At 64.7% G+C, this 20,864-nt stretch carries 13 protein-coding genes; 5 read left to right on the forward strand and 8 right to left on the reverse strand.

Translation table 11 applies throughout. The features are described from left to right. Window positions 1-55 precede the first annotated feature (55 nt). From GH659_RS12115 to tldD, 3 genes are all read left to right on the forward strand, one after another. The gene (locus GH659_RS12115) at window positions 56-4,120 is read left to right on the forward strand and encodes a YhdP family protein (protein ID WP_153111696.1); all 4,065 of its coding nucleotides are present in this window, start codon (window positions 56-58) and stop codon (window positions 4,118-4,120) included. Further along, complete coding sequence (locus GH659_RS12120; RefSeq protein ID WP_153111698.1) at window positions 4,101-4,928, forward strand: carbon-nitrogen hydrolase family protein; 828 nt, start codon at window positions 4,101-4,103, stop codon at window positions 4,926-4,928. Before GH659_RS12115 ends, GH659_RS12120 begins: the two co-directional genes overlap by 20 nt. Window positions 4,929-5,064: 136 nt before the next feature. Beyond that, complete coding sequence (gene tldD / locus GH659_RS12125) at window positions 5,065-6,525, forward strand: metalloprotease TldD (protein WP_153111699.1); 1,461 nt, start codon at window positions 5,065-5,067, stop codon at window positions 6,523-6,525. 34 nt (window positions 6,526-6,559) lie between these two features. On the opposite strand, the gene GH659_RS12130 is transcribed toward tldD, so the two are convergent. The 7 genes from GH659_RS12130 to GH659_RS12160 all read right to left on the reverse strand — a co-directional run bounded on the left by GH659_RS12130 (window position 6,560) and on the right by GH659_RS12160 (window position 17,441). Continuing rightward, complete coding sequence (locus tag GH659_RS12130) at window positions 6,560-7,018, reverse strand: DUF2784 domain-containing protein (RefSeq protein WP_246167834.1); 459 nt, start codon at window positions 7,016-7,018, stop codon at window positions 6,560-6,562. Window positions 7,019-7,239: 221 nt separating this feature from the next. After that, on the reverse strand, window positions 7,240-8,184 hold the full coding sequence (locus GH659_RS12135; protein WP_153111700.1) for an alpha-E domain-containing protein: 945 nt from the start codon (window positions 8,182-8,184) through the stop codon (window positions 7,240-7,242). A gap of 18 nt (window positions 8,185-8,202) precedes the next feature. After that, window positions 8,203-9,621, reverse strand: a complete 1,419-nt coding sequence (locus GH659_RS12140; protein WP_153111701.1) for a circularly permuted type 2 ATP-grasp protein — start codon at window positions 9,619-9,621, stop codon at window positions 8,203-8,205. 222 nt (window positions 9,622-9,843) lie between these two features. Then, complete coding sequence (locus tag GH659_RS12145; protein WP_153111702.1) at window positions 9,844-10,776, reverse strand: transglutaminase family protein; 933 nt, start codon at window positions 10,774-10,776, stop codon at window positions 9,844-9,846. A gap of 13 nt (window positions 10,777-10,789) precedes the next feature. After that, window positions 10,790-13,360, reverse strand: coding sequence for a circularly permuted type 2 ATP-grasp protein (locus tag GH659_RS12150; RefSeq protein WP_153111703.1), 2,571 nt, complete (start codon window positions 13,358-13,360; stop codon window positions 10,790-10,792). Between the two features lie 25 nt (window positions 13,361-13,385). After that, window positions 13,386-16,718 (reverse strand): transglutaminase family protein, encoded by a 3,333-nt coding sequence (locus GH659_RS12155; RefSeq protein WP_153111704.1) that lies wholly within the window; start codon window positions 16,716-16,718, stop codon window positions 13,386-13,388. A gap of 171 nt (window positions 16,719-16,889) precedes the next feature. Further along, the gene (locus GH659_RS12160) at window positions 16,890-17,441 is read right to left on the reverse strand and encodes a cob(I)yrinic acid a,c-diamide adenosyltransferase (protein WP_153111705.1); all 552 of its coding nucleotides are present in this window, start codon (window positions 17,439-17,441) and stop codon (window positions 16,890-16,892) included. Window positions 17,442-17,633: 192 nt separating this feature from the next. Here GH659_RS12160 and GH659_RS12165 point away from each other — a divergent pair, with 192 nt between their 5' ends. Continuing rightward, on the forward strand, window positions 17,634-18,515 hold the full coding sequence (locus GH659_RS12165) for an HDOD domain-containing protein (RefSeq protein WP_153111706.1): 882 nt from the start codon (window positions 17,634-17,636) through the stop codon (window positions 18,513-18,515). Window positions 18,516-18,551: 36 nt separating this feature from the next. After that, complete coding sequence (locus tag GH659_RS12170; RefSeq protein WP_153111707.1) at window positions 18,552-19,322, forward strand: PP2C family protein-serine/threonine phosphatase; 771 nt, start codon at window positions 18,552-18,554, stop codon at window positions 19,320-19,322. A 62-nt stretch (window positions 19,323-19,384) separates the two neighbouring features. Here GH659_RS12170 and GH659_RS12175 read toward each other — a convergent pair whose 3' ends face one another. Then, window positions 19,385-20,824: a DEAD/DEAH box helicase gene (locus GH659_RS12175; RefSeq protein WP_153111708.1), complete on the reverse strand. Its 1,440-nt coding sequence runs from the start codon at window positions 20,822-20,824 to the stop codon at window positions 19,385-19,387. Between the last annotated feature and the right edge of the window lie 40 nt (window positions 20,825-20,864).

Below are 20,864 nucleotides of genomic sequence, written 5' to 3' on the forward strand. Positions count from 1 at the left end.
TTTGACAATTGGCAAAATCTTCTCCCTCTGAATCGAAGATCCCGAGGGCTGCGTCATGACCCGGGAAAACGGGGGGCGCGGCGGCTTGCGCGCCGCGCTGTATCACCGTTTCCATGCATTCCTGCCGTTGTGCTTCAACCGCTGGGCGCGCGGTCTGCTGCGTGCGCTTGGTTGGGCGTCGCTGGCGGGGCTTCTGGCGTTCATCGCTCTTGTGCTGGCCTTGCGCTATGCCGTCCTGCCGCGCGTCGAAGACTATCGGCCCGAGATCGAGCGTCTGGCCAGTGAGCGGATGGGGCAGCCAGTCAGTATCGGGGGCATCCAGGCAAATTGGGAGGGATTGCATCCCGATCTGATCCTGTCCGATGTGAGCATCGCCGACGGCGAGGGGCGCCCGGCGCTCGCGTTGTCGCATGTCAAGGCCGTCGTGTCCTGGTGGTCGGTGCCGAGTTGGCAGGTTCGTTTGCGCCTGTTGCAGATCGATGAACCGACGTTGCACGTCCGGCGCGATGTTGACGGGCGTTTTTTCATCGCTGGCATTCCTCTCGATCAGGAGCAAAGCGACAGCGACCTCTCCGGCTGGTTGCTTGATCAGCGGCGCATCCGCATCAACGGTGCGATGCTGGTCTGGGAGGACGGCATGCGGGCGGCGCCGCCGCTGATCCTTGAGGACGTCAATCTGGCGCTGGACAATGAAGGCCGGCGCCATCGATTCGGGCTGACGGCGTTGCCGCCCGAGGGGCTGGCGTCGAAAATCGACATCCGCGGCGACTTCCGAGGCAGTGATCTGACGCGGCTCGATCGTTGGTCCGGCGATGGCTATGTCGACATCGGCCATGCCGATCTGGCGGTCTGGCGGCAGTGGGTCGATTACCCCGTCGAGCTGCCGCGCGGGCGGGGCGCCCTGCGCGTCTGGGCCGGATTCGACAAGGCGCAGTTGCGCGAGCTGACGGCGGATGTGGCATTGCGCGATGTCAATCTGCGCCTGGCGCCGGAACTGCCGGCGCTCGACCTTGAACACCTGAGCGGGCGCCTCTCCGCGAAGTTCGCCGAGAATGGATTCGACATCGAAGGGCGCGACGTCATGCTGGCGGCGCGGAAAGCCGTTGCGGAGGGCGATGCAGTTGCGGAATCGCCGGCGGTTCGTCTGGAGCCGATGCGTTTTCATGTCGTTTGGCAACCCGACGCCGGGGAGCAGAGCGCGCAGGGCAGCGCGACGGCGAATCAGGTCGACCTCGGTGCGCTGGCCGTGCTTTCTGCCTATGTGCCGCTCGATGCGTCAGCGCGGCAGACGCTGGAAGCCTATGGGCCACGTGGGCGGCTGAGCGAGTTGAGCGCGCGCTGGAAGACGCAGGGTGGGGCGCTGAAAACGTACGCGCTGAAAACCCGCTTCGACGATCTGGCGTTGAAGCCGCAGGGCGGGATGCCCGGTTTTGCCGGGATTGCCGGAACGGTCGATGCGACCGACAAGGGCGGAACGGCGACGTTGCTGACAGGAAAGTCATCGTTCGACTTGCCGGCCGTGTTCCCGGTGCCGCTGATCGAGCTCGATTCACTGAATGCGCTGGCCAAGTGGTCGTTCAAGAACGGCGAGCTGGAAGCGGAACTGTTGCGCGCCGGGTTCGCCGGTCCGGAAGCGGCCGGTTCGGCGCAGGGTACCTACCGCTCGGTGGCCGGCACACCGGGCGTCATCGACATGACGGCGGCGCTGACGCGCGCCGATGCGCGCGCCGTCTGGCGCTATCTGCCCCGTGTGGTCGGCGACGGCGCCCGTTACTGGCTGCGTGATTCGCTGCTGGCCGGCAATGCCAGCGAAGCGAAATTGACGCTCAAGGGCAATCTTGCCGACTTCCCCTTCCTTGACAAGCGCAAGGGGCAGTTCCTGGTGACGGTCAAGGCGCGCGATGTGCTGCTCGACTATGGCAAGGGCTGGCCGCGCATCAACGCTATCCACGGCGACCTGCGTTTCGAGGGCAATGGAATGTCCATCGAGGCGCAACGCGGCTCGATTCTCGGCGCCAAATTGTCGAACACCCATGTCGAGATTCCCGATTTCGATCTCGCCGTGCCGATGCTGCACGTGCGCGGCAAGGCCGAGGGGCCGACCGCCGAGTTCCTCAAGTTCATCGACCAGAGCCCCGTTGCCGAGCGGATCAACCGTTTTACCGAGGACATGCGCGCGGTCGGTAACGGCCAGCTCGACATCAACCTGACCATCCCGCTCGCCGAGGAGAAGCTGGATGATTCCGAAATCGAGGGAACGTACCGCTTCCTCGGCAACGAGGTGACGGTCGATCCGGCGCTGCCGCCGCTGCGGCAGGTCAAGGGCAGCCTCCGCTTTTCCGGCAGCGACCTGAACGTGCCGGAAATCAATGCCACCTTGCTGGGCGGCCCGCTCAGGATTCAGGGCGGCACGCAGAAGGATGGCCGCGTCCTGATTTCCGCCAACGGTTCCGTTTCCGTGGCGCAGTTGCGCAAGCAGGCCGACCATCCGTTGCTGGCGAGTCTCGGCGGGGCGGCGTCGTATCGCGGCGAGGTGCGCATCAACAAACGCAATGCCGACGTGGTCATCGAGTCCGGACTGGTGGGGTTGTCCTCGGCGCTGCCCGAGCCGTTCAACAAGCCGGCGACGGCGACTTTGCCGCTGCGCTTCGAAAAGAAACTGTTGCCGGAGGCTGGCAATACCACCGGCAAGGGCGAGGTTGTCGAGCGCGACCAGATCAACGTGTCGCTCGGCAATGGTGGCAACAGCCTCCTCTCGATGCAATTGCTGCGCCGCAAGCAGGCCGGCGTGCTGACCGTCGAGCGCGGGGCGATTGCCATCGGCCGGGCGCCCGAGCTGCCGGCGTCGGGCGTCGTGCTCGCCATTTCGGCCGGACAGCTCGACCTCGATGTCTGGCGCGCGCTGTGGCGGAAGGAAGACGGTGCCGTCGCGACAAACGGGGGCGATGGAGCTGCCGCGCAGCCGCCATCCCAGACGGGTTCGGTCGCGTCCTTTATCAACGCGATCAGCCTGAAGACGCCCGATTTGCATGCCTTCGGCCACCGCCTACGCGACGTCGACCTGTTGGCCACGGCGGCGGGCAGCGCGTGGCGGGCGCGCCTGAGTTCGCGGCAGGCTTCCGGCGACGTGCAATGGGATCCGTCGGCGGAGGCGGGCGGCGGCAAGCTGACGGCGCGCTTGAAGCAGATGCGGATCGATCCGTCGTCGATCGGTGCCGGCCAAGGGGAGTCGGTGCCGACGGAAACCTTGCCCGCCGTCGATTTTGTCGCCGATGACTTCCAAGTTGGCCCGCGGCGTTTTGGCCGCATCGAGGTGCAGGCCCGCAACGAAGGCGGCGTCTGGCTGCTCGACCGGATTCAGGCGTCCAATCCCGACGGCACGCTGAACGGCAGCGGACAGTGGCGGCGCGCCGGCGGCGCGAATCGCAGTCAGCTGGCTTTCAAACTCACTAGCGGCAACGTCGGCAAGTTGCTCGAACGCATGGATTACCCGGGAACCTTGCGCGGCGGCACCGCCGTTCTGGAGGGCAAACTTGGCTGGAACGGCTCGCCGGTCGATCTCGACTATGCCAGCCTGAGCGGCGACATGAAGCTCGACGCGGGCAAGGGACAGTTCGTCAAACTCGATCCGGGCGCCGCCGGCAAGCTGCTCGGGCTGATCAGCCTGCAGGGGCTGCCGCGCCGCATCTCGCTCGATTTCGGCGACGTGTTCAGCGACGGCTTCGCTTTCGATTCGGTGACGAGCAAGATTCGCGTCGACAATGGCGTGATGCGTACCGAGCGTTTGCAGATCGATGGGCCGTCGGCGCGTGTCCTCATGCGCGGCGAAGTCGATCTGAAACGCGAAACGCAGCGTCTGAACGTCACCGTGCAGCCCGAGCTTGGCGGCACGGCCGCGCTCGGCGTGGGCCTCGTCAACCCGGTGGCCGGCGTGGCGACGCTGCTCGCCCACAAAGTGCTGCAGAATCCGCTCAACCAGATGTTCGGTTTCGAATACCTTGTGACCGGCACGTGGGACGACCCGAAGGTCGAGAAAGCCGCGCGCTCGGCACCGGTTCAGACCGATCCAGCCAAGCCAGATAATCCAACAGGAGCCGCTCATGAGCCTTCCGCCAAATGAAGCCAAGAAGAACGCCCGCGTCGCCGCCGTGCAGATGGTGTCGACGCCGCGCGTCGCCGAAAACCTCAAAGTCGCCGGCGAATTGATTGCCGAAGCTGCCGCGCAGGGTGCCGAACTCGTCGCGCTGCCCGAATACTTTCCGATCATGGGCCTGCGCGATGCCGACAAGGTCGCCGTGCGCGAGGCCTACGGCAGCGGCCCGATCCAGGACTTTCTCGCCGAGACGGCGCAGAAGCACGGCATCTGGCTGGTCGGCGGTTCGATGCCGCTCGTTGCGCGCGAAGATGGCAAGGTGCTCAACACCTGTCTCGCCCACGATCCGAACGGCGCGTGCGTGGCGCGCTACGACAAGATCCACCTGTTCGGTTTCCAGAAAGGAGCCGAGCGCTACAACGAGAGCGCGACGATCGAGCCGGGCAGCGAGCCGGTGGCCTTCGATACGCCGTTCGGGCGTGTTGGCCTGTCGATCTGCTACGACCTGCGCTTCCCCGAGCTGTTCCGGGCGCTCGGCGAAGTCGACCTCCTGGTGCTGCCGGCTGCCTTCACCGAGATGACCGGGCGGGCGCACTGGGAAATCCTGCTGCGCGCGCGCGCCATCGAGAACCAGTGCTACGTGCTGGCCATCGGCCAGGGCGGCGTGCATGAGAACCGGCGCGAGACGCACGGCAACAGCATGCTGATCGACCCGTGGGGCGACATCGTCGGCCGCCACCCCAAAGGCGCCGGTATCGTCATCGGCGAACTCGACCACGCCCGCATCGCCGAAATCCGCACCAGCCTCCCGGCGCTTGCGCATCGGGTGTTGTAATGCAAAACATCCACCACCAAGGCACCAAGGGCACCAAGTTGCACCAAGAAAAGTCAGTACGGATTTTCTTGGTAAGTCTTTGTGAACTTGGTGTCTTGGTGGTGAAGCCTTTGAATCTGTTGGAACCGCAAATCCCATGACCGCCAAAACCGAATCCCTGCTCGTGCAGGCCAAGAAAACCCTGCTTACGCCGTATGGCCTCGATGTGGCTGATCTGACCAAGGTGCTTGGCCAGATCATGACGCACGAGGTCGATTACGCCGATCTTTACTTCCAGTACAGCCGCTCCGAGGCGTGGAGCCTGGAGGAGGGGATCGTCAAGTCGGGCAGCTTCAACATCGACGAAGGCGTCGGCGTGCGGGCTCTGTCGGGCGAGAAGACGGCCTTTGCCTACTCCGACGACATCAGCCTGCCGGCGCTCGGTGACGCGGCCGCCGCCGTGCGCGCCATCGCCGCCGCCGGACAGAAAAAGCGCGCCAAGGCCGGCACGGAGCTCCAGGCGCGCCGCGGCCATGCGCTCTACCTGCCGCATGATCCGCTCGCTTCGCTCGACGCGACGGCCAAGGTCAAGCTGCTCGAACGGCTGGAAGCCTACGCCCGCGCCGAGGATGCGCGCGTGACGCAGGTGATGGCACATATCGCCGGCGAATACGAGGTGGTCCTCGTCGCCGGCAGCGACGGCCGGCTGGCGGCGGATATCCGTCCGCTGGTGCGCGTCTCGATCAGCGTCATCATCGAGGACAAGGACGGCAAGCGCGAACAGGGTTCGGCGGGCGGCGGCGGGCGTACCGACTACAGCTATTTCACCGACGACGTGCTGCGCGGCTACGCCAGGGCCGCCGTGCATCAGGCAGTGGTCAACCTCGATGCCAAACCGGCGCCGGCGGGCACAATGAGCGTCGTGCTTGGTTCCGGCTGGCCGGGCATCCTCTTGCACGAGGCGGTCGGGCACGGGCTGGAGGGCGACTTCAACCGCAAGGGCAGTTCGACCTTCGCCGGCCGCGTCGGCAAGCGCGTCGCCGCCAAGGGCGTCACCGTCGTCGACGACGGCACGATCGCCGGCCGGCGCGGCTCGCTCAACATCGACGACGAGGGCAACCCGACGCAGCGCACGGTGCTGATCGAGAACGGCATCCTCAAGGGTTACATGCAGGACAGCCTGAACGCCCGCCTGATGGGCGTGCCGGTGACCGGCAACGCGCGGCGCGAATCGTTTGCGCACCTGCCGCTACCGCGCATGACCAACACCATGATGGAGAACGGCGACAAGAGCGTCGAGGAAATCATCAAGTCGGTGAAGAGGGGCATCTACGCCGTCAATTTCGGCGGCGGGCAGGTGGATATCACCAACGGCAAGTTCGTCTTCTCGATGTCCGAGGCGTACATGATCGAGGACGGCAAGGTCACTTACCCGGTCAAGGGCGCGACATTGATCGGCAACGGGCCGGAGGCGATGCACAACGTGTCGATGATCGGCAACGACCTCAAGCTCGATCCGGGCGTCGGCACCTGCGGCAAGGATGGGCAGAGCGTGCCGGTCGGCGTCGGTCAGCCGACCTTGCGCATCGACGGCCTGACCGTCGGCGGGACGGCCTGATCCAGGCCTGACAAAGCGGGGGCGAAGGCCCCCGTCATTCTTTGGGCGGTCGCTGACGCGTGGCACGGCCGCGCCTCGGCGGAAAAATCCACCAGGCCGCGATCACGCCGAGACCGAACGCGGTATAGAGCACGGCGAATACCCAAGCCGGCGCTTCGAAGAAGAGAATCTGCTGAATCCAGTGCGCGACAAAACTCCCGGCGTAGGGCGCCGCTCCGGCTTTCATGCGCAGCCAGGATTCCCAGGTGGTCAACGGGCAGTCGACACCAAGCCATGACTCGGCGACGACGGTGGCAATGGCGGCCAGGTGCGCGACGCGGAAGCACAAATTATTCACCCACCGCCAGCCGAGGAAATTGCCGGCGACGACCAGTGCAAATCCCCCGACGATGAAGATGACGATGCCCAGATGCGCGAACAGCACGGTGTCGGCGAGCAGTTGGTAGAAAGCGGCGGCGGACATGGCCGGTGCTGATTCCGTAACTTGGCTCATGGGATTGGGTTCGTTGTCGGAATGGCGAGCAGTATAGCCATTCGCCACGGCCTAGCCACGCTGGCCCGTCCCGCCGATGTTGCGCATCGACGGCCAGATAGAACCTCTTTCGACGCAGAGAGCGCAGAGATACAGAGGGCGCAGAGAAAACTCTCAAAAGTTTTTCTCTGTGTTCTCTGCGCTCTCTGCGTTAAAAGCGGTTTTCGCCGAGCGTCGACGATTCAGCCTTCCGACACCGGCATCAGGAAGTCCTGACTGATCCCCTCGCCGAGTTCGAAGATGTCGTCCATGAAGCCGGTGAGGAATTCGTGCGTTCCGGTTTTCAGGATGTCGTCGATGCGGGCGTAGTGGATGCGTGCATGCAGCATGCCGGCGCGGCGTTCGGTTTCGGCCGAATGGTCGTTCTTCACCGAGTCGAGGATGCGCACGATGCCCTTGGTGCAGGCGTGCAGCGAACGCGGCATGTCGAGGCGGAGAATGAGCAGCTCGGCGACGCGCGCCGGGGTGATGACGTCGCGATAGACCTTGCGATAGACCTCGAACGCCGACAGCGAACGCAGCAGCGCGCCCCATCGGTAGAAATCCGACGTTCCCTCGTCGCCGTTCGTGCGCAGTACGTGGTACTTCACGTCGAGGATGCGCGCCGTGTTGTCGGCGCGCTCGATCTGGCCGCCGAGGCGGATGAAGTGCAGCGCCTCGTCCTGCAGCATGGTGCCGAAGGTGACGCCGCGCGTGACGGCGGCGCGCAGTTTGACCCACTCGAAGAACTGGCCGATGCCGGTGGTCATCAGCTGCTCGAATTTCTGTTCGCGCAGTTCGATCCAGGTGGCGTTGGCGCTCTCCCACGTTTCCGAAGTCAGCGTGCCGCGCACGGCGTGGGCATTCTCGCGGGCGGCGCGCAGGCAGCTGTGGATCGATGACAGGTTGTTCGGGTCGGAGACCATGAAGCGCAGGACGTTCTCGGCGTTGACCTTGTCATAGGATTCGGCGAAAGCCGTCTCCAGGCTATTGAGAGCGAGGATGGCGCGCCAGTTCTGGTTTTCGGCGGCGACGGGCTTGGGCACGAGCGACATCTGGTAGGTGACGTCGAGCAGACGGGCCAGGTTTTCGGCGCGCTCGGTGTAGCGCGACATCCAGTAAAGGTGATCGGCGGTGCGGCTTAGCATTCTGTTCTCCCGGCTTTCTTAGTCTTCAAGAACCCACGTGTCTTTCGTACCGCCGCCCTGCGACGAGTTGACGACCAGCGACCCCTCGCGCAGTGCGACGCGCGTCAGGCCACCGGGCACCATCTGAATCTCCTTGCCGGAGAGCACGAACGGGCGCAGGTCGAGGTGGCGCGGGGCAATGCCTGATTCGACAAAGGTCGGGCAGTTGGAGAGTGCCAGCGTCGGCTGGGCGATGTATTTTTCCGGCGCGGCGAGGATGCGCTGGCGGAAGTCCTCGATCTGCGTCTTCGTCGATGCCGGGCCGACGAGCATGCCGTAGCCACCGGCGCCATGCACCTCCTTGACGACGAGTTCCGGCAAGTGGTCGAGCGCGTATTGGAGGTCGTCCGGCTTCCTCAGCATGTAGGTCGGCACGTTGTTGAGCAGCGGCTCCTCGCCGAGGTAGAAGCGCACCATGTCCGGCACGTACGGGTAGATCGACTTGTCGTCGGCGACGCCGGTGCCGATGGCGTTGGCCAGCGTGACGCGGCCGGCGCGGTAGGCCGAGAGCAGCCCCGGCACGCCGAGCATCGAATCCTTGCGGAAGGCGAGCGGATCGAGGAAGTCGTCGTCGAGGCGGCGGTAAATGACATCGACGCGCTGCGGCCCCTGCGTCGTGCGCATGAAGACGGTGTCGTCCTTGACGAACAGGTCGCGCCCTTCGACAAGCTCGACACCCATCTGCTGGGCAAGAAAGGTGTGCTCGAAATAGGCGCTGTTGTACGCGCCCGGCGTGAGCAGGACGACGGTCGGATCCTTTTCGACGCCGTGCGGCGCGACGGTGCGCAGGTTTTCGAGCAGCATGTCCGGATAGTGCGCGACCGGAGCGATCTTGTGCCGGGAGAAGAGTTCGGGGAAGAGCCGCATCGTCATCTTGCGGTCTTCGATCATGTACGAGACGCCGGACGGCACGCGCAGGTTGTCTTCGAGCACGTAGAACTCGCCTCCCCCCGCACGCACCAGATCGACGCCGGCGATATGCGCGTAAATGCCGGCCGCGACATCGACGCCCATCATTTCCGGGCGGAACTGGGCGTTGTTGAGCACCTGTTCGCGCGGAATGTGGCCGGCTTTCAGAATCGCCTGCTCGTGGTAGATGTCGTGCAGGAAGGCGTTGAGCGCCTTGACGCGCTGGCGCAGCCCTTTTTGCAGTTGCGTCCATTCATCGGCCGGAATGATGCGCGGAATGATGTCGAAGGGAATCAGCCGCTCCTTGCCCGCTTCCTCGCCATAAACGGCGAAGGTGATGCCGACGCGATGGAAGGCGATGTCGGCTTCGGCTCGCTTGCGCGCGATCTTCTCGGCCGGGGTCGCGGCCAGCCAGTCGGCATAGGCGCGATAGTGCGGCCGCACGGCGCCTGATGCATCGTACATTTCGTTGTAAAAGTTTATGCTCATGATCTCCGCCGGTGCTGTTGTTTCATGCGATATGAGCAGAAAGCGTGCCACCGGGTTTCCGGTGGCATGGGCCTAAGGCGGCGGGCCGATTCACCAGCGCCGGCGCGGCGTGTGAGACGCAAGACACCAGATCGCCGTCGGGCATAGCGATACGTCATGCACTAATGTTGTGCGGGAATTCTCCCGTCGGGTGGGGGAATGCTGTTCAGCTAAGCCGAATGGCTATTCGGCACTGAAATGAGGCGCCTGCGTCGCGACTTCCCCGGCGGGCATGACGGTGACCGCCACCTCTGGCATTTTGGCGTCGCCGCCGAGGATGACGCCGCGCAGCGGGGAAATGTCGCCGAAGTCGCGGCCCCAGGCGAGGGTGATGTGCTGGGTGTCGGGCAGCAGGTTGTTGGTCGGGTCGAAGTCGACCCAGAAGCCGCCTTCCTTGTCAGGGCAGAAGACCGAGATCCAGGCGTGCGAGGCGTCGGCGCCGATCATGCGCGGCTGGCCGGGCGGGGGCTGGGTCAGCAGGTAGCCGCTGACATAACGCGCCGCCAGCCCCAGCGAGCGCAGACAGGCGAGCATCAGGTGGGCGAAATCCTGGCAGACGCCGCGTTTTTGTTCGAGCACCTTGAGCACCGGTGTGGCGATGGTCGTGGCCTTGGGGTCGAACTTGAATTCCGTGAAGATCTTCTTCATCAGCGCCTGCACCGCTTCGAGCAGCGGCCGCCCCGGCGTGAAGCACGGCGCGGCGTAGGCGGAGAATTCGCGCTTGACGCGCACGTAGGGCGATTCGAAGAGATAGGGCGCGGCGTCGAGTTGAACCGGGTGGGCACCGTAAGCCAACCCGTCGCGCACGGTTTCCCAAGCCGGCGACTTGGCGAACGGCCGGGCCGTCAGGTGTGGATGCACATCGATCAGGCTTTCGGCGCGCACCAGCAGGCTGTCGTGCGGCGCTTCGATGGCGAACTGGCGCAGCGGATTGCCGAAACTGTCGAGCCGCGTTCCGTCATGCGTCGGCGTCGGGATAATGTCGATGGCGTGTTCGACGCACGTCTGCCAGGGGCAGTCGCGCGGCGTCAGATGCAGCAGCTGCTGCGAGAGCGACACCGGACATTCGTAGTCGTAGCGCGTCTCGTGAATGATGTGGTAGCGGGCCGTTGGCATGATGTGGGCGGGGTCAGGCGGCCAGCGTTTGCCGGCCGACGTCGCCGATGTGCGTGAAGTAGCGCATGGCCAGACGGTCGGAAAGGTTGGCCGCAGCGTTCGCGATTTCGTCGAGCAGGTCGGCGAGTTTGAGGCAGGTGCCGCAACTCTGACAGTCGCCGAAATCGCGGCTCTCGAAGCACTTGAGGTCGAATGCGGCCAGTCTTTGCACGGCGTCGTCCAGCGAGTCGCCGATTTCGTGCGACAGCCGGGAAAGGTAACGCTGGGCGCCTTGCAGCTGGAAGATGACCGAATGCGGATTGGTGTCGTCGAAGACGATCAGGTCGAGCGCCGGCATCAGTTCAGGCTGCGCCATGTAGCGCGAACGGTAGGTGATGATGCTGTCGGCGAGTTCGAGCAGCCATTCGATGCAGCCGGGGGCGCGCGTCGACTGCAGGCGCAGGAACTGACTGATGGCGTTGGCGAGGAAGATCAGGCGCTCGATGCGGCGGCCGATGATCAGGAAGCGCCAGCCGTCGTCGCGCGTCATGTCGTCCATGGCGAAGCCGGCCAGCGCCGAGGCGGCGAGCAGCATCTGGTCGAGGAAGGCGAGGGCGTCGCGGATCGCCGGTTTCTGCTTGTTGTAGCCCTGCAACTGGTGTTGCAGGCGGTTGAGGGCGTGCCAGTTGTCGAGCGAAAAACGCTCGCGCACCTGCGCACCGACCCAGAGCAGACGGCGGACGTTGCCGGCCAGTCCGTCGCCCCATTCGCTGGTGCACAGCCCGGCGAGAAGCCGGCCTTCGATTTCGGCGCGCGTCGGTATTTTGGGCGGAGTGTTCGCGGGTTCTTTCGACGTCGTTTCCTGTTGAGGCAGCTCAGTTTTTTCTTCCGTATTTTGAGGCAGCAAGCCGAGCGCCTTGCATACCTCAAACGCTGACAGCAGCGCCGGTATGTCCTCCGGGCCGGCGTCGACGAGGCGCGACAGGCCGACGCGCAGCAGGCGGGCGCCGTCCTCGCAGCGTTCGCTGTAGCGTCCGAACCAGAACAGGTTCTCGACGACGCGCGACGAGAGGTTGCTGCCGCTACGCACCAGATCGGCCTTGCCGAGCAGCGGCTTGATCAGGCTGAAGGTGCTGGGGGCGACGTCGCCCAGCACCCAGGTGTCCTTGCTCGACCCGCCGCGCTGCATCGAGATCATGCGCGCGTTGATGGCCGACGTGACACGGGTGAGTCCGCCCGGCATGACGGTGTAGCCGTTCGCCGTCGCGGCGACGAAGACGCGCAACGCGACGCCACGCGGCAGCAGGCGGCGCTCGTGCACCTTGCTCCAGGTCGGCGCCTGCGAGAAGCGCACGAGTTCTTGCGCCACGTAGGCCTGCGGACGCGTGCGCAGGCGATCGATCATCTCGTCGCGCTTGGCGCCTTTCAGTTCGTCGCCGAACGTCGGTTCGAGATGCTGTGACGGGAAGGCGCCCTTGATGACGAGCCGGTCGAGGTTGTCGATCACGAAGTCGAGCGCGCTCTCCTCGCCGCACCACCAGGTACCGACCGACGGCATGCGCAGTTCTTCGCCGAGCAGTTTTTCGCAGACGCCGGGCAGGAAGCCAGGCAGCGCCGCCGATTCGAGCAGGCCGCTGCCAAGGGCGTTGGCCATCAGCACGTGGCCGGCGCGCACGGCCTGCAGCAGGCCGGGAATGCCGAGCGCCGAATCGCCGCGCAATTCGAGCGGATCGCAGAAATCGTCGTCGAGGCGGCGTACGATGGCATGGACGCGCCTTAAGCCGGTCAGCGTTTTCAGATAAACGCGCTGGTTGCGCACCGTCAGGTCCTGCCCCTCGACGAGCGGGTAGCCGAGATAGCGGGCGAGGTAAGCGTGTTCGAAATAGGTTTCGTTGTACGGGCCCGGCGTGAGCAGCACGACGAGCGGTTTCTGGCCGTCTTCGCTGGTTGGCGCCCAGTGTGCGAGATTTTCCTGGAGGGCGGCGAAGAAGGCGGCGAGGTGCTGGACGCCGAGGTCGCGGAACTGCTCGGGAAAGACGCGCGAGACGATGACGCGGTTTTCCAGCGCATAACCGGCGCCGGACGGTGCTTGCGTGCGGTCGCCGATCACCCACCAGCGGCCGTCGGGCGAACGGGCGAGGTCGGCGGCGTAGAGGTGCAGCCAGGTGTCGCCGGGTGGGCGGATGCCCTGGCACGACCAGAGATAGTTGTTGTGCCCGTAGACGAGGGCTGGCGGAAGATTGCCATCCTTCAACAGCGTTTGTTCGCCGTAAAGGTCGACGAGCAGGGCGTTGAGCAGTCGGGCCCGCTGGGTGACCGCCGCCGAGATTTCGTCCCACTCGCCCGAGGAGAGAATCAGCGGCAACGGATCGAGCTCCCACGGCCGGTCGGCGCCTTCCGGGTCGGCATAGACGTTGTAGGTGATGCCGTTTTCGAGAATGCGGCGGTGCACGTAGTCGGTGCGGTGCCGCATCTGCTCGGCCGTGGCCGTGCTCAAGTGCTCCAAAAAGCCGCGCCAAGCCGGACGAAGCTCGCTGCCTTCAGCGAGCATTTCGTCGAAGCGGTCGGTTCGGCGCGGATAGTTCAGGAGCAGGGAGCGCGGCATGGGGGCAAGGTCGGCGAGGGGCTACTCAAAAGCGGCGCAAGTCTAGCGTAAACGGGAAATTGGCATTGCGCGGCGCGTCGGCCACCTCGATCCGTCCCGGCGTGTGGCCGAGCGTTGAAAAGCGCGCCAGCCGGCGGCCTTCCGCCTCGTAGGCGTTGATCGGGTAGCTTTCGAAGTTGCGACCGCCCGGATGTGCTACGTGGTACTCACAGCCGCCGAGCGAGCGCTTCATCCAGGTGTCGACGAGGTCGAAGGTGAGCGGCGCATGGACGCCGATCGTCGGGTGCAGGCAGGAGGGCGGTTGCCAGGCGCGGTAGCGCACGCCGGCAACGAATTCGCCGACTTTTCCCGTGTCCTGCAGCGGCACCGGGCGGCCGTTGCAGGCGAGCACGTAACGGTCGCTCGCCATGCCGGTGGCCTTGATCTGCAGGCGCTCGACCGATGAATCGACGTAGCGCACGGTGCCGCCGGGCGCCCCTTCCTCGCCCATGACGTGCCACGGCTCCAGCGCATGGCGCAGTTCGACCTCGATACCTTGCGCGGCGAATTGCCCGTGCAGCGGGAAGCGGAACTCGAAATGCGGTGCGAACCAGCGGGCGTCGAAGGCGTAACCGGCACTGTTGAGCTCGGCGATGACATCGTTGAAATCCTGCTGCACGAAATGCGGCAGCATGAAGCGGTCGTGCAGTTCGGTGTTCCAGCGCATCAGCCGTGGCGGGGCGTACGGCGCATGCCAGAAACGGGCGATCAGGGCGCGCAGCAGCAGTTGCTGGGCCAGCGACATGCGCGCATGCGGCGGCATCTCGAAGGCGCGCATTTCGAGCAGGCCGAGGCGGCCGGTGGCGCTGTCCGGCGAGTAGAGCTTGTCGATGCAGAATTCGGCGCGGTGCGTGTTGCCGGAAGAGTCGATCAGCAGGTTGCGCAGGATGCGGTCGATCAGCCAGGGCGGAACCGAATTTGCCAACAGCGGGCCGGCTTCGGGCAGCTGCTGGAAGGCGATCTCCAGTTCGTAAACCGAATCGTTGCGCGCTTCATCGACGCGCGGCGCCTGGCTGGTCGGGCCGATGAATAGGCCGGAGAACAGGTAGGAGAGCGACGGGTGGTTATGCCAGTACGAAATCAGGCTGCGCAATACATCCGGCCGGCGCAGGAAGGGCGAGTCGAGTGGCGTCGCCGCGCCAAGCACGAAGTGGTTGCCGCCGCCGGTGCCGGTGTGGCGGCCGTCGAGCATGAATTTCTCGCTGGTCAGGCGCGCCAGGCGGGCCGCCTCATACAGGTGCGTTGTGCGTTCGACGAGTTCGTCCCAGTCGGCGCACGGCTGGATGTTGACCTCGATGACGCCGGGGTCGGGCGTGACGCTGAATTTGACGAGGCGCGGGTCGGACGGCGGCTCGTAGCCCTCGAGAATCACCGGCGTCGCCAGTTCCTCGGCCGTGGCTTCGACGGCGGCGACGAGTTCGAGGTAGTCGTCGAGGCTTTGCGTCGGCGGCATGAAAATGTAGAGGATGCCGTCGCGCGCCTGCGCCGATATGGCCGTGCGCGTGATCCAGCTCGCGGACTCCTTGCTGTGCGGCCAGCGTTCGGATACGGAACCGGTTGCGTTGCTGGCCGGAGTGTTGGACTGTGGAGCTTCCCCGGATCGCCTGGCGAACTGGCGGCGGATTTCAGCCGCGGCGCGGAGCGGCGGGAACGACTGGGTCGGGTCGGCCGGGTTGATGTACGGGTAGTCGCTTTTCGCCACCCAGGGTTGCGAATCGAGCGGCAGACGGTAGCCGACCGGCGAGTCGCCGGGGATCAGGTAGCAGCGTTCGCTGCGCAGAAACCACGGCCCGGTCTGCCAGCCGCCGCCGGTGTTCTTCATCACCGGCAGCACGTGGCCGACGATTGCGTCGAGGCCTTGGCCGAAAACGCGTGCCAGTCGATCGCGTTCGAGCGGGTCGTCGAGCTTCGAATCATGCGGATCGACATTGGCCGGCAACCGGCGTTCGCGCCACAGGTAATAGAAGGCATCCTCGAAGGTCGGGAAAACGTACTGGCCATCGAGATCGAGCCGGTCAGCGACGCGGCGCAGGAAGCGGCCGGCGAGCTTCTCGTCGGCGCCGTAGGGTTTGGTCTCGTCGGCGACCAGCGCCGGATCGTTCCAGATCGGTTGGCCGTCGCGCCGCCAGAAGCAGTTGAGCGCCCAGCGCGGCAGTTGTTCGCCCGGATACCACTTGCCCTGTCCGAAATGGGCGAGACCGTGCGGCGCGTATTTCTCGCGCAGGCGGTGGAAAAGGTCGGCGGCGCGGATGCGTTTGGTCGGGCCGAGCGCTTCGGTGTTCCATTCGGCGCCGTCGGGATCGTCGATCGAGATGAAGGTCGGCTCGCCGCCCATGGTCAGGCGCACGTCGCTGTCGGCGAGGTCGGTGTCGATGCGGTGGCCGAGCGCTTCGATGCCAGCCCACTGCTCTTCCGTGTACGGCTTGGTGACGCGCGGCGCTTCCCACACACGTTCGATCTTCATCGTGTGCGAGAACTCGCATTCGCACTCGTCGGAAAAGCCGGTGATCGGCGCAGCCGAGGACGGCTCGGGCGAGCAGGCGATCGGGATGTGGCCTTCGCCGGCGAAGAGGCCGGAGGTCGGGTCGAGACCGACCCAGCCGGCGCCCGGCAGATAGACCTCGGTCCACGCGTGCAGGTCGGTGAAATCAACCTCGGTGCCGGAGGGGCCATCGAGCGATTTGACGTCCGGCGTGAGCTGGATCAGGTAGCCGGAGACGAAGCGCGCCGCCAGTCCGAGGTGGCGCAGCGTTTGTACCAGCAGCCAGGCCGAGTCGCGGCAGGAGCCGGTTTTCTTGGTCAGTGTTTCTTCCGGCGTTTGCACTCCCGGCTCCAGTCGGATGACGTAGCCGACGGCCTGTTGCACGCGCTGGTTGAGGTCGACGAGAAAGTCGACGCTCGGCTTGGCGGTGTGCGGAATGCCGGCGACAAACTTGTCGAGCAGCGGCGTCGCCGGCAGCGTTTCAAGAAAGGGCAGCAGTTCGTGGCGCTGCGCGGCGTCATAGGCAAATGGAAAGTCCTTGGCCGACGGTTCGAGAAAGAAGTCGAACGGATTGATCACCGACAATTCGGCGACGAGATCGACCTCGACCTTGAATTCGCGTGTTTTCTCCGGGAAAACGAGGCGCGCCAGATAGTTCGATTGCGGATCCTGCTGCCAGTTGATGAAGTGCTCGCCCGGCGTGACCTTCAGCGAGTAACTCAGGATCGGCGTGCGCGAGTGCGGTGCGGGGCGCAGGCGGACGATCTGTGGCGAGAGGCTGACCAGACGGTCGTAGCGATAGTGCGTTACGTGGGTGAGGGCAACATGAATCGACACATTAGGCTCCGTAACTGTGATGGCGAGAGTTCGCTAGCAAAAGGCGAGCCAAAATGTTTCAAGCGGCTGGCATGGGGCGCGAAGCAAAGGGCGTGGCTTGGTGCACCGCGCAGGTGCATCGGCCGCACAAGTCGAGTGCGTCCGATGCCGGACCAGAGGCCGAGAGGCGGATTAGCTGCCTTTGTTTTGCACCCACAGCACGTCGCCGCGCCCTTCGGCCTGGTTCAGCGTGCGGCCGAGGATGAACAGCAGGTCGGACAGGCGGTTGAGGTATTTGCGGGCGAAATCGGAAACCGGCTCGCTGTTGCCGAGATGGACAACCCGCCGTTCGACCCGGCGGCAGACGGAGCGAGCGAGATGGGCGAGCGACGCGGCGCGCGTGCCGCCGGGGAGGATGAAATTCTTGAGCGGGCTCAATTCGGCGTTGAAGCGTCCGGCCTGCTCTTCGAGGCGCAGGATATGGTTTTCGCTGATGTAGGCCGAATTCGGGATGCAGATCTCGCCGCCGAGGTCGAACAGGTCGTTCTGTACGCTGAGCAAGGTTTCGCGGACGGCGTCGGGCAGGGTTTCGGCCAGCAGGACGCCGATGCAGGAATTGAGTTCGTCGACTTCACCGATGCAGTCGATGCGCAGGCAGTCCTTGGTGACGCGCGATCCGTCGCCAAGGCCGGTGGTGCCGGCGTCGCCGGTGCGGGTGACGATTTTTGAGAGACGGTTGCCCATGAGATGATTCCTAAGGAGAATGTGCGGCTGTTGAAGGAGGTCGGGAATTATAGCGAATGCGGCTCAACCGTCTGGCGTAGGCGCCAGGTGCCGGCCGCACGAGTTTGTTCCTCGCCGCTGCAAAAGGTTTCCGGCATAAACCTCGGCGCGTTGCGCTCTACGAACAATAAATGAAACAAAAGGTGGGGAGTCATGGCATTCGATAAAGCGCTGCTCGACAGGTTGTCGGGCAACGAGGTCAAAAGCGTCAAACGCCTGATCGAGAAGGGCGTCACCATTCCGCCGCAACCGCGCGTACTCGTCGAGTTGGAGCAGAATCTGGCGAAGGGCGTCTCCGATGTGCGTGTGCTGGCCCGCGTCATCAGCCAGGACCCCGGGATTGTCGCCATGCTATTCAAGGTGGTGCAGAACGCCGCCTTCCGCAAATTCCAGCCGTTCGAATCGCTTGAACACATCCTGCAGGCGATCGGGTTGCAGCAGACGGGCAATCTGGTGCGGGCCATCGCGCTGGCGTCGTCGATGCCGGCCAAGCACAACCAGAAAGCCTTCGAAGCCTACTGGGCACGGTCGCGGACCATTTCCGAGCTGGCGATGATCATTGCTGACGAGCGGGTGGCCGTGTGCAACATCTTTCCCGATCAGGCTGGCCTGGCCGGCATCTTTCACGATTGCGGCGTGCCGGTGCTGATGCAGCGTTTCCAGACCTATTGCGCTGACATGCGGCTTGACCAGCCCGGGCACTGGCCCGACCTGGCCGAGGAGGATGCGCGCTTCAATGCTGACCATTGCGTGATCGGTTATCTCGTTGCCCGCCATTGGCGCTTGCCGGACTTTATTTGCGATTCCATCCGGTATCACCACGATATCGGGCGCATTGAGCATCACGCGGCGCGTACCATGGTCGCCATTCTGCAACTGGCAATCCAGATGTATTACCACGATCTGCATCAGCCCTACCCGGAATGGGCCGGAGTGCGCGCCGACGTGATCGAAGAGCTGGGCCTGGGCGACGAAACTTTGCCCGAATTCATCGATGTCGTCCTCGATCGTTATCATTCGATGAACCAGGCCTGAGCGGTTTTCCAACTTCTGCACGGAGAGTAATGCGCCATGGCCATCACCATTGACGCGTGTATCGCGCAGCATCAGGGCGACCGCAAGGAGCAGCAGGATCGCGTGGCGCTTGTTCCGCATCCGCGCGGCGGTGGCGTGGCGCTGGCGGTGGTCGCCGACGGGATGGGCGGCCACACCGGGGGGGCGCTGGCGGCGCAACAGGTCATCCACACGGTGCGCAACAATCTCGACCAGTTTTCTCCGCGTAGCGGCGATTTGCCGCGCGCTCTGTTGCAGTCGAGCCTCGATGAGGCACACCTGCTGATCAAGGCCTCGCGCTTCATCAACGAGAAGGACCCGCACAGCACGGCGGTCATGCTGTTGCTGCAACCGGGCCGGGTCAGCTGGGCGCATTGCGGCGACAGCCGCCTGTACCGGTTTCGCGGCGACAAGTTGCTGGCGCATACGGTCGACCATTCGTATGTCGAACAGCTGGTCGCGCGCGGCAAGATTACGGCCGAGCAGGCGCTCGTCCATCCCAACCGCAATATCCTGATCACGTCGCTCGGTGGCAACGACGTGCCGAAAGTCGATTTCGGCGAATCGGACGACCTGCGCGGCGGCGATGCTTTTTTACTGTGCTCGGATGGGCTGTGGGGATATTTCGATGCCGCCGAACTCGGCGGCGTGATTGCCGCCTATCCGGCGCGCGAAGCCTCGCAGCACCTCATTGAGCGGGCGCGCAAGCGGGCCCAGGGCGCGGGCGACAATGTGTCGCTGGCCATTCTTAAACTGGTCGAGGTGTCGGAGAAAAAGACGGCGAAGTAAGGTTGGCCGGTCGAATCTCGGACGCAGAGGCAGGTTGCCCACTGCGCCCGGTGTCGTGGAGCTTACTTCCGTCCGAGTCCGCCCAGGAGGGCGGCGACCGGCCGGCGCGGCTTGTGCGGGTGTTCCGCGTGGGCGATGGCCTTCGCTTTTTCGCTGTCGGTAACGGCGGCGGCCACCGATTTTGGCTCATACGGCTTGCTGAAATCGAAACCGTCCGCCGCGATGTGGCGTGGGCGCCTTTCGCTACGTCCTTCGTGACGTCCGCTGCGCGGCTTGGCCGAAGGGGCGACCGAGGTCGGCGGGGCCGGCGGATGCCGGTGCGACTTCTTCTTGCCGCTCGGCGGGTACTCGTAATCGTATTCGGGCTCGAAGCCAGTCACGATGACCTGTTCGATCTGCTTCTTGATCAACTGCTCGATGTCGACGAGGTATTGCACTTCGTCGGCGGAAACGAGTGAAACGGCGGTGCCGAGCTTGCCGGCGCGGCCGGTGCGGCCGATGCGGTGGACGTAGTCCTCCGGCGTGTGCGGCAGTTCGTAGTTGATGACGTGCGGCAGCTCGTCGATGTCGAGGCCGCGCGCGGCGACGTCGGTGGCGACCAGCACTTTCGTCGAGCCGTCCTTGAAGGCGTCGAGCGCCTTGATGCGGTCGAGCTGGCTCTTGTCGCCGTGGATCGAGTCGGCGGCGATGCCGGCGCGTTCGAGTTCGCGCGCCAGGCGGTTCGTTTCGATCTTGGTGCGCGTGAAGACGAGCACTTGATCGTATTCGGCCGAGCGTAGGAGCTTGACGAGCAGGGCGCGCTTGGCCTCGGAGCTGACCGGATGGACGCGGTGCGTGATTGTCTCCGAGACCGTATTGCGCTTCGCGACTTCGATCAGCACCGGCGATTGCAGCATCTTGTCGGCCAGTTTCTTGATCTCGTCGGAGAAAGTGGCCGAGAAGAGCAGGCTCTGCCGCTGTTGCGGCAACAGGCTGATGATGCGGGTGACGTCGGGGATGAAGCCCATGTCGAGCATGCGGTCGGCCTCGTCGAGGACCAGTGCCTGCACTTGCCCGAAGTTCAGGCAGCGTTGTTCAACGAGATCGAGCAGGCGGCCCGGCGTGGCGACGAGAACCTCGACGCCCAGGCGGATTTCCGCGATCTGCGGCTTGATGTCGACGCCGCCGTAAGCGCACAGGCTGCGAATCGGAACGTATTTGCTGTAGGCCTTGACCGATTCGTAAACCTGGATCGCCAGTTCGCGCGTCGGGGCCAGCATCAGTACGCGCACCGGGTGACGCGCCGGTGACGGGCTCGGGCTGGTGAAGGGCAGGATGCGCTGCAGCAGGGGCAGGGTGAAGGCAGCCGTTTTGCCCGTGCCGGTCTGGGCGCCGCCCATCAGATCCTTGCCGGAAAGAACAACGGGGATGGCTTGCGCCTGAATCGGCGTCGGGGTGGTGTACCCCTGGTCGGAAATGGCTCGCAACAGCTCGGGCGCAAGGCCGAGTTCATCAAAACGCATTAGAGGAAGGTGCCTGTAAATAAATTAGGAATCAATGGCA

This window comes from Propionivibrio limicola (genome assembly GCF_009469695.1).
Taxonomy (GTDB): Bacteria; Pseudomonadota; Gammaproteobacteria; order Burkholderiales; family Rhodocyclaceae; genus Propionivibrio; species Propionivibrio limicola.